The following is a 15,663-nucleotide window of genomic DNA, read 5'->3' as shown; positions in this document are numbered from 1 at the left end:
ACCTTCTTAAATCAATTTCAATGTAACAAGCTCGTCCAGCTAAATCCACATCACGATAAGCTTTTGACTTAATATCAACTAACTTAAACGTGGGCTGACTACAGTATGGGCATAGCAGTGTAGGATTTATAGGAGTAATTAAAATTCTAACTGTATCCTCCTGAATATAAATATCCTTAAACTTTACCCCTTCCAAATTAATAAGTTTTGTTAGATAATCATTATTTAGCATTTGTTCACCCTCCTTCTATGTTTGCAAACATTAGGATGTGACAAATGCTATTTTTATTTAACTACTTTTAGTATTAAAGAAATTTTTTACCACGTAGACCTCCGAAGACCCTTACAGGTGCTAGCACTAATACATCCTTGGGAAAGTTTAATAATTATTTTGTTTGGGCTGGAAATTAAATTGCTGGTTTTTATTGTTTTTGATAGCTATAATTATAAGTTATTCAATAAGTTTAACTAAGGTGATTAAATGTCGATTTTCTCAACACAACCGATATTTCAAACGTTACCAATGGCACAGCCAATGGTTCAAACGTTATCAAATACGCCCCTAGTATTTCAAACGTTTCCTAAGACAGAACTGATATTTCAAAGCTTACCGAATGCAGAGCTAATATCCCGACTGTTACCAAAGGCAGAGCCAATATCTCAATCCCTCTGGAAGGCAGAGCTAATATCTCAACCCCTCTTGGAGGCAGGGCCAATATCTCAATTGTTCTCCGAGATAAAACCAATGCCTCTAACATCAGAAATGGAGTGTCCGTTTGCTTGGAAATCGGAAAGCTACTCCTTAAACAAACTGATCCAGCTTTTTCCTTCGGGCGCTAAACTTACAATTAGCTTTACTACTACACGCTCCTCTAAAGTTTTAGGCTATCTCCCTCTCATTGGGACTGCTATGGGGATTTTTCGAATTTATAAAGGGATTCAAGAGTATCGTTTTTTTAATAGTATACACTTGCATTCACTAACCACCCGAAGCTTTAAATGGATGGCAAGAGGAGTTTTTGAAAGTATTCCTGTCCTTGGGGGTTTAATTTGTCTAATTATGGATATTATATCTACGATTTTGAGCAAAGAAAGTTCGGGAATCCTTTCAAACTTTGAAGAGGAAACACCTTGTGGATATTGTCATCAATGTGGTTATTGCAATTGTTAAAGCTACTCGATGAGGATTTTATTCTAAATAGCGCTAATAAATGTGTAAGCCTTACGACTAAGAAGTGTTATTGATATGGTTTTTAAGCTGCTTCTTATGTAATCCCCTACTTTATAAAGTCATTTTGTAAGTAGAGCGGCAGGTTTTAAAGGAGCGGGTAGACAAACTTAAAGTTTTTTTTAAGCCAAAGTTGACCTTATTTGCTGATATCCTGTTAAGGTTCAATAGCGGTTAACTTGGCCGAATGATTTTCCTCTTCAATCCTGAGCCTTCAAATGAGGGCCTACCTAGAATCTTAAAAGGGCTAAAGGAAACTTATCTTAAAAAGCATGACAAGGCTTGCTTGGAGAACCTAAAATCTTCCTTCGGTGGGTGTGAAATCTTTTTTTATTCAATTTAGCTCGTCTAAAAAACGGTTTGCGAAGTTTTTTGCCACATTTCTTGTTCTCTAATTTGTCGATAGCATGTATGCACGGCTAATAACCCCTGATACTTATTGATATAAAAATTTAAAATGAAATCTAACCCTCTGATTCCATAGGTTTTACGTGATATAGAAAACACCCTGTAGCAAAAGCGCTGGGGAAACTTTTATTTATAGAAAAACTTTCTGCAGATTGTTTACCTCATAATATTAAAATTTTTATTTGCAGGAATTACAGCGTTGCTTTTTCCTTTCTTGATTTGAAATAGGCAAGCTTGCTAGCATTTAATGAATGTTATTAAAAATTGAGAATAATAATGTCTAATTCTAAGGTCCTTACGGCCATTCGGCAAAGCATTCAAGCCGTTGAAAAGCTTTTATTGCCCCATAATCAAGCTTTCCTGCAGCAGGCAGCTTCTTTGATTGCAGAGTGCTTTAGCCGGGGAAATAAATTGATTATTGCCGGCAATGGTGGTAGTTTATGTGATGCGGCACACTTTGCAGAGGAGCTTACGGGAGTTTTTCGGCAGACACGACCTGCTTTGCCCGCTCTTGTTTTGTCAGAACCTGGTCATCTTACTTGCGTGGGGAATGATTTAGGCTATGAAAATATTTTTTCTCGAGGGATAGAGGCGCTGGGAAAGCCTGGCGATATCTTTGTTGGCTTGACCACTAGTGGAAATTCTTTGAATATTGTTAAAGCTTTTGAAGCCGCTCGTCTTTATCAAATGCAAATAATCGCATTCTTAGGAAAGACCGGTGGGCGGCTAAAAGGCATGGCAGATTTAGAAATGGTTATTGATGGATTTGAAACCTCTGATAGAATTCAAGAGGCACACATGGCTGCTATCCATATCATCATTGAACTGGTAGAAAATAGGCTTTTTTATTCTTCAGCATCCGCTTTAGGTAAATAAAAGTTTTGGCTCTTCATAACCCTGTAATCTATGACTTAAACTTGTATGTTAAAAAAGCTAGAACTTTATTTGGTTGATCTTATTCAAGGTAAAAAGCAAGGGGCTTTGGCTCATATGGCCAAAACTTTACTTAGATTTCTTAGCTGGATTTATCAACTGATTATAGCTGGCCGCAATTGGGCGTTTGATCAAGGTTGTTGCAAGCAGTATCATGCACCTGTGCCCGTGGTGATTAGCATTGGCAATATTGTGGTTGGAGGTACTGGCAAGACTCCTGTTACCTTAATGGTGGCACAAGCTTTTTCCAATGACTTTACTCTTGCTATTTTATCGCGAGGTTATCGTTCTAAAGCCGAGCATCTTCCTTTACCTGTGATTTTAAGCTATGGCAACGGACCTGTACATCCTGCAGCTTATTGTGGGGATGAACCTTACCTTTTAGCACAGAATTTACCAAAAGCTCATATCATTGTAGGTAAAAACCGCCAGCAATCTTCCAAGATGGCGGTTAGGGCAGGAGCCCAGCTAATTTTACTAGATGATGGGATGCAGCATCGTAAATTAGCTCGCGATTATGAGATTGTGGTTGTTAATGCTTTAGATCCTTTTGGCCAGGGGTACTTTCTACCACGTGGCTTTCTGCGGGAAGCTGTTTCTTCTCTTTCTCGTGCAGATTTGATTGTCCTTAATCATATACAAGATAAAGAGCAGTTTCAGTCAATAACAAAAGAGATTCGCAAGTTTTCAGAAGCTCCGCTGATAGCCACAAAAATGGAAGTGGCAGAGGTATTGGATTTACAGGGACAGCCCTTAGCGGAGTTAGTAGGAAAAAAAGTAGGAATCTTTTGCGCAATCGCTCATCCTGATTATTTTTATCAAACTGTGAAACAATTAGGGGCAGAGCCGGTGGATACCGAATTCATGTTAGATCATTTAACTTTTACTACGGAAAGTTTAATCCAATTTTGTGAAAGAGCTAAGGCAAAGGGAGCGGAGTGGATCTTATGCACGGAAAAAGATAGGGTAAAACTTGATGAATTAGCTCTATCTGGCCAGCCAATCGGTTGGTTAAAGATGAATTTGAAAATTGTTGAAGGAAAGATTCATTGGGAGGGTTTCATAGAAAAAACCAAACACTACATTAAGCGCAGGATATAAATTTGAATCTTTAGCTTTCCTAAACTCTAGCTTAGTGGAAGTCTATTAAATCCTAGACTTTATTTAAAAAGTTCAAGAAATATCACGTGTTTTTTAAGTTAGCTGGAGAGCTTGCTAAACTAAAACCAAGAGAGATGTTTCGGCTGTTTAAAGAATATTGGTTTATTATCTTTTAAATTTTCCTTTGCGAGGTTAGCCAAAAAGCAGCTCTATTATGCCTAGGCAGTTAAAAGCTGCAAGACGCTCTTCTAATTATACTCTTTTGAGTTACTTCTTATGCAGCCACTTACCCTATAAAGCCCTATCGTTAAATAGAAAGACAGCTTCTAAAAGGTTAGGTATGTAGATTAAGTTTTTTTTAAGCGTACTATCTCGTTTAAAAAATGCCTTAATAGAATCTAAAAAAAGAAAATTCATCCTTTAAAAGCTTTACCTTTTCTTTAAAAATGAGTCTTTCTTGAATAGATGTTTGCATAAAGTGCTGCTCAAAAGCGTCTGGTTAGCTATAAAAGCCCAATCCTTAGCTTATTAAAAAACAGCTTAGTCTTTTTCATAATCTTTTAAAGAGAGGTCTCTTTAAGCGATAGGAGCGTAGCGTACACCAAATGATACTAATTAGGCTAAGAACTGTCCACACGATCAAACGAGGAATATTGAACCAAGGATAGGGCTTCTGAGGAGGAGTACCCCACCGCGGTCCTGGCGGCCAAATAATCCAATCAGGAGCGCCTTGTAAATTAGCTTCTGGTACAAAGCCAAAAACACGGCTATCTGCGCTCATTGCATGATTGTCTCCTAAAGTTAGATAGTATCCTTCAGGAATTTTTAGGCCAAAAGTTTCAATAAAATCTTTATCTAAGGAGCCATCTTCTTTTAAAGGCGCTCCATGGTCCTTAAAAGCAATATAGGGTGCAGCTTTTGGAGCTTTCTCTTCTCGCATCTCCTCATTTTTGTTAAAGTCAAGAAGATAAGGATCTTCTGGCATAAAAATTGGCGCGCCTAAGGTGCATAATGCTCCGTCCCTAAAATAGGCATAACGTGCAGGATATAAAAATTGGTTAGCAGCTGTAGGTTCATAATGAGTGCTCATTTCCATGCCAAGATTGTATAGCAGCTGAACATGAGCAGGATCCCGACTATAAATAGGGTGGTTTCTAGGAAGTTCCCAAGCCAGGCTTGCAAGGCCTATTTGATAGGCGATGCCATTGTAGAATTCATAAGTGCCGTCAGGGATTGTCGGCATTAAAGGGCTATCCTTGGCTACGCTAGAAGAATTGTAGCTATAGCGTGAAGCACGTCCTTCCCGCACCACAAAACGAGCCGTATACATAGTGTTCATTAAGGTATCGATATGGTTTTGAGATAAAGGAATGATTGTGGTAAAAGCACCTACCAGTGGCTTAATACCCAAGCGACTTTGCTGGAAAAGCGTTTCCGGGTAATTAAGGCAAGGAGTATGCCGCATTTCTAAATAAAGAAGGCCTGGGCTAGCTACATCTTTATTAAGCAACTTTTGATCTGCTAGCTGCTGTTGATTTAGAAGACGAGAAAGCGCAAAATTGCGAAACCCCCAAAAATCACTGTAGGTTTTGATCTCCTGATGAGGTATGACAGAAGCCAGGGGCTCATCTTTAATCCATTCCTTGCCATTGTATATTTCACCCATTACCTGATTGGAAGGGAGGATAGTCATACGGCCAATGGATTGGTGCATTTGATTAAAAACGAATTGATTTTTTCTCGGACGCGTCACTAGACCTTCTAGGTAAAAAAAGGGAATATAGCTTAAATCTTTTATCCAAGGGCTATTACGTAGCTCGGCCTGATCTTCTTTATTCTTATCCATTCCGTAAATCATACCGCCATAAAAATAAACCGTATCTCCAGGCTTAGCCATACAGCGTTTAATATAGCGTTTTTTATAAGGAAAAAGCCATAAGTAGTGAGAGTCAGTATCCGGCAAATCAATATTATCCCCTGAAAAAATTACAATCCCGGTTCTTTGTACAAGAGAAGGATCAAAATAGAGGTGACCTGTCGTAAAAGGGGTGTTAATACCAAAACTTGTTTTGCTAACTAACACGTTATCTTGTTCTCGGAAAGTAGGTCTCATCGAACCTGTGGGTATTTCATAGGCTTCAAATACTAGCTGACGTAAAAGGGTTGCCATAAATAGGGCGATGAGGATAACTACGCCAAATTCTCGGAGGTATTCAAATAGGGATTTTTTTAAAGTTACTTGGTTATACGTTTCTAGGATACGTGCTAATTTACTAGCTTCTTCTTTATTTTTTTGAAGAATGGCTTGATCCAAATTCTCTAAAAGGTTTTCTAAGGTAGCTTTTTGCTCTAAAGCTAAGGCCTTATATTTTCTTTTATAGCGTTTACAGCCGGCCACAAGAATGGAGCGGGATTTGCTAAGAGTATAAATTTTCATGGAATCCCTAATTTTTTAAAGATTAGCATCGTAAATAAAACGCTCACCAAAAGCAAATATAAAAATAAGAACACTTCTAAATTTTGCAAACAGCTAGTAAGCCTCCTTTTTTTGTGCGCTTTTTGTACGCTTTATGCCCTAAAAATGGAGAGCTAGGAGGACTAATTCTGTGGAAATTTTGTTTAGAAGGTGTGTGTAAAAAGTTTCTTATAACGAAAAATGAAACAAAATTTTGGAAAAAATATCAGGCTAAAAAATACAAGAAAAGATAAGTAAGCGCTTAACTATAAACACAATAAGAAGAAATCTTAGTGGATTGTTAGCAAGAAAAAAAATTTAAAAATAAAAAGTGGAAAATGCTAAGTTTTTGTTGATAACTTAGCCAGCTTTCCTTAGCGGGCTCTCTTTAGCAGGAGCTCCTCTACCGCGCGCTCCTTTGCCGCTATCAATCATGTGAATTTTGGCTTTCCCAACAATTCCGCTGACTTGTAACCAATAAGGAAAATAAGAGGGATAAATACCTGCCGTTTGAGGCAAATAGATTTCAATGATTTTGCCCGATAGTTCACTACCATCTTTCGGCCAAAAAGTGCGCCATGCTTCAAAACTTATCCCTGGGATTACCTTTCCTTCAAAAACTAATTTAGGTTGCCAGTAGGGTCTTCTGTCGCTAGCTTGGGAAGGAGGAGGGGGGCCTACTTTCCTTCGTTCTTTAATAGGAATGTTATAGAATTTTAAATTTAATAAAGTGGATAAGAAATTTTCTCCCTCTGGGATTGTATACCATCCATTTTTTGTATAAGAAAAATATTCACCTAGATGCCCCGAAGCAGTATCGATTACATACCGCACCCAAGAGGTATGCCCAGGAGCATTTTGTTCAACCCACTTTTTCCACAAAAATCCCTCTAATTGAATACTTTGGCTAGGAACTGTAATTTCTTCTAAAGAGATTTCATGGGAGGCAAAAGTGTCGATAAGCAAAAAAGTATAAGTTTTATTTTGTAAAGTAACAATATAATCCCCTGAGGTTGCTTTTCTCAATTTATCTTTTAAATAAAGCTCTTGCCCATTTAACTGAAAAAAATGGCAGCAAAAGAAGGCGATTAAAAAAATGTAAAAATTTTTATGCATACGCTTCCTAATTGATCAACTTATCCTAGAATATCTTATCTTTCTTTAATTTTTAACGGTAGAATAAAACATCTTAAAATTTGTATGCTAATGCTGTTTATTTGAAAGCCCGTTAAATGGAGGAAAAATAGGTTTGCAATTGTATAATCAATCTGTTGGCTTATTCACAGATCTATATCAGCTATCTATGTCTTATGGATATTGGAAAGCCGGTTTGGAGTATAAAGAAGCCGTATTTCAACTGTTTTTCGCCGTGCTCCTTTTCAGGGGGGATTTACTGTTACAGCAGGGCTTGAAGCCGCCATTAATTTTATAGAAAATTTTCATTTTGACTCTAGCGATCTAAACTATTTAGCAAGCTTAGAAAACCCTGAGGGAACGCCTGCTTTTCCAAATGACTTTCTAGAGTATTTATCTAATATGAAGTTTTCTTGTCATTTAGATGCAATACCAGAAGGTACCATTGTTTTTCCCTATGAGCCTTTATTGCGCATTCAAGGCCCCTTAATTCAATGCCAAATTTTAGAAAGTCCCTTACTAAATTTAATTAATTTTCCTACTTTAATAGCAACTAAGGCCGCTCGAGTGCGTGTTGCTGCGCAAAGTGACCAAGTGTTAGAATTTGGCTTAAGACGAGCTCAAGGCTTTGATGGCAGCCTTACAGCTAGCCGAGCAGCTTATATAGGGGGATGTAATGCAACTTCCAATGTTTTAGCAGGAAAATTATTTGGCATACCGGTTAAAGGCACTCATTCTCATAGCTGGGTAATGGTATTTGATGATGAATTAGAATCTTTTAAGACTCTTGCCCAAAGTATGCCCGCTAATAGCCTCTTTCTTGTAGATACTTATGATAGCGTTGAAGGAGTAAAAAAAGCTATACAAGTAGGTCAGTGGCTAAAGAGCCAAGGTAAAATCTTTCATGGCATACGCCTAGATTCAGGCGATTTAGCTTATTTAAGTCATACAAGCCGAAAAATGCTAGATGAAGCCGGGTTCCCTCAGGCAGTCATTGTAGCAAGTAATGAATTAGATGAAACCCAGATTAGTGAGCTTAAATATCAAAAAGCTCCCATAGGAGTATGGGGAGTAGGCACCAAATTAGTTACTTCTCACGATTGCCCGGCGCTAGATGGTGTTTATAAGCTGTCGGCTTTGCGCGATCCTGAGGGGCCTTGGAAATATAAATTAAAATTATCCGAACAGATGATAAAAATTTCTAATCCTGGGATTTTGCAAGTGCGCCGTTTTCGCAATACAAGTTCTTCTCCTATTGCTGATATGATTTATGATATAAATATGCCTGTGAGCCCTGAACCTTGTCTTATTAACCTTAATGATTCGACCGAACAAATTGTTCTAAAAAAGGAATTGCAAAGTGAAGAGCTGTTAGTCCCTATTTTCCGCCAAGGAAAATGTGTATATCCATTGCCTAATCTAGAGAAAATTCGTGAAAGAACTCTTAAAGAACTCGAAAAGTTTCCTAAAAATTCTAAGCTTTTAAAACACCCTTGTCCTTACCTGGTGGGCATGGAGAAATCTCTACATGCTTACAAAAGCCAAGTAGTTAATCACATACGCCCCCAAATTTGCCAAAGCTCTTTCTTTACTAAAAAGGGTATGAAGGAAGAATAATTTATGACCGCTTTGCTGATTATCGATGTTCAGAACGATTTTTTTCCTCCAGGAGCTTTAGCCATTAAAGATGCTGAAAAGATTCTCCCTAATCTTAATAAGATTATACGCCATCCTTTTGAGATAATTGTAGCTACAAAAGATTGGCATCCTCTCGGTCATGTGAGCTTTGCCTCTTCCCATGGAAAAGAGGTAGGAGAGGTGATCCATTTAGATGGCTTAGAGCAAGTTTTATGGCCTATACATTGTGTGCAAGATTCAGTAGGAGCGCAATTTTCTGCAGGCTGGGATTCTCATAGGGTGCAAAAAGTGATTTATAAGGGCACGGATAAAAGAATGGATAGCTATAGTGCTTTTTTTGATAATGGAAGAAGCAAAGCTACAGATTTACATAACTTTTTACAAAGTAAGGGAATTAAAAAGATCTTTTTAGTAGGTTTGGCTACCGAGTATTGTGTGAAATACTCTGCTCTGGATGCTTTAAATTTAAATTATCAGGTGTATGTAATTATTGATGCCTGTAAAGCTGTTAATCCATTGCCGGCAGCTGAAGAAAAACACTTAAATGAAATTCTGCAAGTGGGCGGCTCTCTTATTGAGACAAAAGAGGTTATTAAAAGTTTAACCTTGAGCTACCAGAAATAAGTAATAAAACATTAATTAAAGACTGCAAGCATCCGTGATTAAAGCGGAAAAGGATAATTACTAATATTTTATAAAGCACTCTATCTATCGATTGATTTTTTTCTAATAATTAAATATATTAAATCTTATTATTAAAAGTTTCTAGCTAAATTTATAGGTTGAGGGAGTATGACTATAGAAAATATGACGGGTTCTACATTTAGCAGTTGGTTTCATTCCCATCCTCTCGATAGCCTTATGAATAAAATCTCTAAATGGGAGAAGAAGGGGGCAGCTGGAAGAGCGCGCGTTGCTAATTTGGGGGTGCTTGCGCTGGATCTCCAAGGAGTTTTTTGTAATACTTTACGGTTCCCTCTGATAGCTCTCATCTTACCTGCTTCCTCTATGGTATCCACCGGAGCCTCTCTTGCGCGGAGAGTAATATCTTTAACAAGGGTAGATCGCCCAGCTGCTACATTTCGACGCAAATGTATGCAAGTTTTACCTATTGTTGTGTCTCATTGTCCCACTGCTAAAGACCTAGGAAAAAGCATTCTAAAGATAGTTAATTATAGCCTGGGCTTTTTTTCTTCTTTGATTGTAGGTTTTATTTCGGTTAAGGCCAATCTATGGATTCATCATCAGTTAGGCTTGATTTGTAATCCAGAGCTTGCAAAGCAAAAGCGCAAAAGTAAAGCTATCATGCATCTAAAAAAGGTAGAATGTACAAAGCCTTATAGAAAAAGAATTAGGAAAAGGATTGATGAGCATACGGAAGAGAAGCTAAGAGAGTATTTATTAGCTCCTTCATTCGCTATAAAAGAGGGGCTACTAGGTAAAAGTCGGCTATGCTTAGCTATCGAGGAAGCTACAAAAAAGAAACGTGAAGAAGCTAAAATTAATTACGAAAAGCAACGGGGTCGAGCGTTAGGTTCAGCTGAATGGGATTTAATTAAAGCTAAATATTGGAAGAACTTAACCGATCCGTTTGTATTTAAAAAGGAATTAGAGCCAGATTTTCACCCATTTTTAACTTACTATTTTAATTGGAGAAGTGAGGGGATAGTAAAAAATCAACCTTTCGCTTTTAAGTCTCTTAGCCTTTATCACGCTTATATGGCTTGCTATTATCGCTGGAATCTTACCCCTGAAGAAGTTAGTCAAACTATAAGCTCAATTATTTCACCTCGAGAGAAGAAAAAGGCTTGGATAGAAGCTACCCGAGACACTTATTATGCTTTATATTTTCATACCGTCTTGAAAGAGCAGAAGTGTATCGATTATGATCGAAGAATTGAGAAAGCTTTACAAGCAAAAGCAAAAGAGCTACGGAAAATTTTATCTGCAGGCGAAATTGAGGCAATAGATCAAGAAATAAAAGCATTTATTAAAGCACAAGAGACGCTTCTAGAGGCGGCCCGTGTTAATCAGAATTTATCCATGGCTAAGATTCACTACATTATCGAGAATCAAGCTTACGAGTTTAATGAGGCTGCGCACAAAGAATTGGAAGATTTTGCTTTGCAGGCAAGCCATCATCTTAAGCAAAGAATGACTGCTGCAACCGCAGAAGTAGTAAAGCGCCTCAGAAGGGCGAAAGATCGAAAAGATTTTTCTTCCATTGAGCATTTTTCTAAATTAAAAGATATAGTTACAAGGCAATTAAACCGTCTATTTGCCAGCTCTTCTTTTAAAAACACAGCGTATGAGCTAAAGAACGATAAAACAATCGACCAGGCGATTATGGAGTCAGCAAAAAATGCTGTGGAGTGGCAGGTTGAAAGTAGATTAGCTCAAAGTAATGCCCAGTCACTATCTAGTCAAGATAGAGAGATATTAAAGAACCATCATGAGAAAATTGAAGTTCCTAGACTTTATGAGCAGCTATGGTTAAAAAAGTATAATAAAAACTTCTCTCTCTTAGAAACTACACGTGGACAAGCTTTTCATAAAATTATGAAAAGGAGGCAGGAAAGGTCAGATGGTAAAAGGGTAATATTTAAACAGTGGATAAAAAGAGTAGACTTACCTGAAGGTCATGAAAGCAATTTGCCTATAGATAACAAAGCCATTCGACCTGATAAAAACACTGCAGATGTTACTATTATTATACCTGAGAACGAAGATATAAATTCTGCTCAGATAATTTTCAAGAGCCATGAGCGTATGAGGAATGCTAATGCTGAGTATATGGATGGACGTCTTTCAACCACAGAGTTTACATTTAAAGAGCTAGAAAAACTCGTAAGACAAAGTAAAAAAGTCTTTAAAAAGGTAGCTGCTAGATACAGGTTTAATAAGACACGCATTAGAGAGACATACCTTGGAGTGAATGGGATTAATTATCAAGAAGAGCACTATCAAGCTATGCATCTTAAGCAGCAATTTGAGGAGCATAAGCTTTGGGAGGTTTTTGGTACTTTAAGTGAAAAAGAGGCTGAAAGAGAAGGAGAAGTTATGAGGTTGGAAGCACTCTTGGAAGAAGCCAAGCTAAAAGTTAATAAGTATAAAGAAAAGTATCGCGATGTTGTTAGCCAAAATGATAGGCATCAAATTCAAATTAATTTGAAAGAGTAGAGGCTTATCACTTATTTAATAGAAAAGAGGGCTAAAAAAGAAAAACTGTCATAAATTATAAGCGGTCACAGGTAAGCCTAGCTTTAGATGTGATTATGTGGGCCTCTGCAAAGCCAAAAATGCTTGTAAATAGCTGTTTTTTCTATTTACCGTACGTTCTGCTTTACATTATCTTTTGTGGATTAAGAGTTTAAGCAGCTCTGGCGCCTGTGATCGCTCACCAAAAATTACTAAAGTAAATAATGGCGTTTAAACAAGCTCTCTTTGCCCACTCTAAAAAAATTATCTCTTAAAAGCTGATTTTTTTATCAAAATATGAATTTTATTGAGCATATGTTTGCATAAAAAGCGGCTCAAAAGCATATAAATTAGCTTGCAAATCTTGCACGAAAGGTAAAAGAAAAAGCTGTTTTTTTAGCTTCCAAGGCAAGGCTGCCCTATTGCCAGCGATTAAACTGTTCTACTCATTTGCAGAAAAGTAATTTGAAAAGATGAAAAATATAATATATTTATGGTCCTTAGAGAATAGATAGCCCATGCGGTTGGGATGCTTAGAAGAAAAGAATAATTTACTTTATTCTAGTTAAGCTCCTTTATTCTCAAAGAAAATCTATTCCTAGCAGCCTACAGCTTTCTTGTGAAATATAAGGCCTCCTGTTAAGCCTTTATTTTTAGCTTTATCTTTCAATTGTTCATTCCTTTCTTATTTTTATTAGAACTTGCCCTTCATTTTTCTCCATGCTATAAAATGCTTAATAAAAACGGAAAGGCGAGTATGTATAAAATTTTTTTATGGGCAGTGATTGGAATAATATCTGGTACAGCTCATCTTCTTGCAGAAGAAAAGGCAGATAAAAAAGAGGAAGGATCCATAACCCTTTGCCTTAAAGAAATAATTTCTGAGACTAGGCATCAAATACTAATTAATAATATAGAAATACCTTATAAAGCAATTGCTGGTAATATCCTGCTTAGAAATGATCAATCGAAGCCAAAAGCTAGTATTTCTTATATTGCTTATTTTAAAGAAGAGGTTTTAGAACCAGCTGCACGCCCTCTTATTTTTTGTTTTAATGGAGGCCCAGGGTCTTCGTCTATATGGTTACATGTAGGTGTTTTTGGACCTCGCCGTGTCCTTCTAAGCGATGAAGGAGAGGGGGTTTTTCCTTATCAAGTGATTGATAATCCTCATTCTCTCTTAGATTTAGCTGATCTGGTATTTATTGATCCAATCTCTACAGGCTATAGCCGTGTGGCCTCTGGAGAAGATGCTAAACAATTTCATGGGGTGGACGAAGATATTGAGTCACTGGGTGAGTTCGTCCGTCAATTTATTACGCAGTATGAAAGATGGAATTCTCCCAAGCTGTTAGCAGGCGAAAGCTATGGAACGACGCGTGCAGCAGGATTAGCAGGTTATTTGCATGATGAGCTAAATATTTATCTAAATGGGATGATTCTTATCTCGTCTGTATTGAACTTTCAAACGCTCAATGATTATAATGAAGGTAATGATCTTCCTTACCCTCTTTATTTACCTACTTATACAGCTACCGCCTGGTACCATAAAAAGCTAGGGGAAAATTTACAAGGAGACTTAGATAAAACATTGGAAATCGTTAAAGACTTTGCTTTAACAGATTATACATCTGCTTTAATGAAAGGAGATAGTTTAAGTGCCCATGAATATGCTAAGATTGTAGCCCAATTGGCTGACTATACAGGACTATCCCCTGAATTTATCAAAAAAGCTAATTTGCGGATTAGCCCACAACGTTTTTCCAAAGAATTATTAAGGGCTCAAGATTTGATTGTAGGGCGTTTTGATTCTCGCTTTAAAGGAGAAGCATTAAATTCATGTAACGATTATCCTAGCTATGATCCGAGCTTTGATGCAATTGCAGGAACTTTTACAGCTGCCTTCAATCAGTACATTAGAAAAGAGCTTAAGATAAAAAATGACCAAGAATATAAGATTTTAGCAAATCTTCACTCAACTTGGAATTATAGTAAATATACCAATCAATTTTTAAATATGTCAACTGCGTTGCGTAACGTAATGACCCAAAATAAGGCTTTAAAAGTATTTGTAGGAAGCGGCTACTATGACTTAGCTACCCCCTTTTTTGCTACTGACTATACTTTTAATCATCTTCGGCTTGCCTCGGACTTACAGAGTCGGGCCAGTATACATTATTACCCGGCAGGGCATATGATGTATGTGCAAAAATCTTCTTTGATTAAAATGAAGGAGGATATAAGCCGATGGATGAAAAAATTATAGCATTACCACAAAAAATACGGGGTGTGTGATCATCTCATTGCCCCCTCTTACATAAGTGTTTTTATTTAATTTATAAGAGAAAGGAGCTTTTTTATTCCTGGGGGAGGGGTAGAGCTTTTTCTGTGTTAGTTTAAGAGCTTTATTGCAGAGAGTATACTCCTAGGAATTTCTTATATCCTGCCTTTATTTAACCCTAAAGCAGCTGTCTCAACTGCAAGTGTCTAGTTTAGAAAACAGCTAGCTTGCTTCCGTTCCTGCAGAGATAAGACAATTTCCTGAAAGGTGAAATCTTTTTTTAGAAGAAAATCTTCTGCGTTGGTTGTATCTTAAGGAAAGTCTATTAAGCTGAAAAATTTGCCCTATTACTACTACGTTTCAACCCCTATGTTGTGTCTGAATTTTTGAATGTAATCCTTTAATAATTATCTACTTAGAAAACAACTGTCAAAGTCGGGATTACCATTTGCCCTTTTTGCCAAGCTATTCACGACTCATCTAAAAGGCTATTTTTTGATTCCTCTTAAATTTAACGTAGTAGTACTATCTCTGGGGGAATATTGGTAAGATGTTTATTATACGCTTTAAAAAAACTAAGTCCGCATGCCTAGCTCTTTGAATGTTGCCTTTCTACCTAATGAAAGGAATTTTATAAAGTAAGGGATTACATAAGAAGTAGCTTGAAAGCGTATTATCTGAGTTAAGGCATTGCAGCTTCGATAGCTGTCCAATCTCTGTAGGAACGGAGGTGAGCTGATTGTTCTGCAAGAAGAGCAATTACAGTTGCGATAGCTGGCTTATTTCTATAGAAAGAATGGTAAGCTAGCTGCTATTTAAATGAAGGTGTTTAACCTGAGATAGCTAATCTATTTCTATAGGAAGGATGGTTAGCAGGTTGCCACTTAAGTGGAGCTTTTGCAGCTTGGATAGCTAACCTATTCCTACAGGAAGGCTGGTGAGCTGGTTTTGATTTAAGTGCGGATTACTTGTTTAAAGATAAGATGGCTAAAAGTTTTTTATTTCATTTTAGCCCCCCAATTTAAAAAGTACTTACGATCATTCTACAATCGAAAACGCTGCCTTATTTTTTCGGCGATATCTTTCAAAGGATTTTCCGCTAATTTAAGCGTGTGCAGCTGAGACAGCTGCCCTATTTCTATAGGCAGAGCGGTGAGCTGGTTTTTGCTTAAGTCAAGCCCTTGCAGCTGAGACAATTGCCCGATTTCTGTAGGCAGAGCGGTGAGCTGGTTTTGATTTAATTCAAGCTCTTGGAGCTCAGACAGCTGCCCGATTTCTGCAGGCAGA

At 37.3% G+C, this 15,663-nt stretch carries 11 protein-coding genes; 7 read left to right on the top strand and 4 right to left on the bottom strand.

Features of this window, described 5'->3' with window-relative positions:
* The coding region (locus tag DB41_RS12330; RefSeq protein WP_039385909.1) for a transposase family protein at positions 1-232 on the bottom strand (232 nt) is incomplete at its 3' end.
* 249 nt (positions 233-481) lie between these two features.
* Here DB41_RS12330 and DB41_RS07075 point away from each other — a divergent pair.
* The 3 genes from DB41_RS07075 (at position 482) to lpxK (ending at position 3,670) form a co-directional block, all read left to right on the top strand.
* Complete coding sequence (locus DB41_RS07075; protein WP_039385908.1) at positions 482-1,171, top strand: hypothetical protein; 690 nt, start codon at positions 482-484, stop codon at positions 1,169-1,171.
* 741 nt (positions 1,172-1,912) lie between these two features.
* Positions 1,913-2,512 carry an SIS domain-containing protein gene (locus DB41_RS07070; RefSeq protein WP_039385907.1) on the top strand — a complete coding sequence of 200 codons (600 nt, stop codon included), beginning with the start codon at positions 1,913-1,915 and terminating at the stop codon, positions 2,510-2,512.
* 114 nt (positions 2,513-2,626) lie between these two features.
* On the top strand, positions 2,627-3,670 hold the full coding sequence (gene lpxK / locus DB41_RS07065) for a tetraacyldisaccharide 4'-kinase (protein WP_238578460.1): 1,044 nt from the start codon (positions 2,627-2,629) through the stop codon (positions 3,668-3,670).
* Positions 3,671-4,220: 550 nt separating this feature from the next.
* On the opposite strand, the gene lepB is transcribed toward lpxK, so the two are convergent.
* The gene (lepB, locus tag DB41_RS07060) at positions 4,221-6,107 is read right to left on the bottom strand and encodes a signal peptidase I (RefSeq protein WP_052243985.1); all 1,887 of its coding nucleotides are present in this window, start codon (positions 6,105-6,107) and stop codon (positions 4,221-4,223) included.
* Positions 6,108-6,485: 378 nt separating this feature from the next.
* Positions 6,486-7,241, bottom strand: a complete 756-nt coding sequence (locus DB41_RS07050) for a hypothetical protein (protein WP_052243984.1) — start codon at positions 7,239-7,241, stop codon at positions 6,486-6,488.
* Between the two features lie 234 nt (positions 7,242-7,475).
* Here DB41_RS07050 and DB41_RS07045 point away from each other — a divergent pair, with 234 nt between their 5' ends.
* The 4 genes from DB41_RS07045 to DB41_RS07030 all read left to right on the top strand — a co-directional run bounded on the left by DB41_RS07045 (position 7,476) and on the right by DB41_RS07030 (position 14,361).
* Entirely contained in the window at positions 7,476-8,876 is a 1,401-nt protein-coding gene (locus tag DB41_RS07045; protein ID WP_238578461.1) for a nicotinate phosphoribosyltransferase, read from the top strand.
* A gap of 3 nt (positions 8,877-8,879) precedes the next feature.
* Positions 8,880-9,521 carry a bifunctional nicotinamidase/pyrazinamidase gene (pncA, locus tag DB41_RS07040; RefSeq protein ID WP_039385903.1) on the top strand — a complete coding sequence of 214 codons (642 nt, stop codon included), beginning with the start codon at positions 8,880-8,882 and terminating at the stop codon, positions 9,519-9,521.
* A gap of 168 nt (positions 9,522-9,689) precedes the next feature.
* A complete protein-coding gene (locus tag DB41_RS07035; protein WP_039385901.1) occupies positions 9,690-12,077 on the top strand; it encodes a hypothetical protein in 2,388 nt (795 codons plus the stop codon).
* Between the two features lie 775 nt (positions 12,078-12,852).
* Entirely contained in the window at positions 12,853-14,361 is a 1,509-nt protein-coding gene (locus tag DB41_RS07030; RefSeq protein WP_080502449.1) for a S10 family peptidase, read from the top strand.
* A gap of 1,058 nt (positions 14,362-15,419) precedes the next feature.
* On the opposite strand, the gene DB41_RS07025 is transcribed toward DB41_RS07030, so the two are convergent.
* Positions 15,420-15,663 (bottom strand): leucine-rich repeat domain-containing protein (locus DB41_RS07025; protein WP_039385899.1); only part of this gene is annotated, 244 nt, incomplete at its 5' end.

The organism is Neochlamydia sp. TUME1, assembly GCF_000813645.1.
Classification (GTDB): Bacteria; Chlamydiota; Chlamydiia; order Chlamydiales; family Parachlamydiaceae; genus Neochlamydia.
The sequence above is the reverse complement of the archived record's forward strand: the minus strand, read 5'-3'. Positions and strand labels throughout refer to the sequence as shown.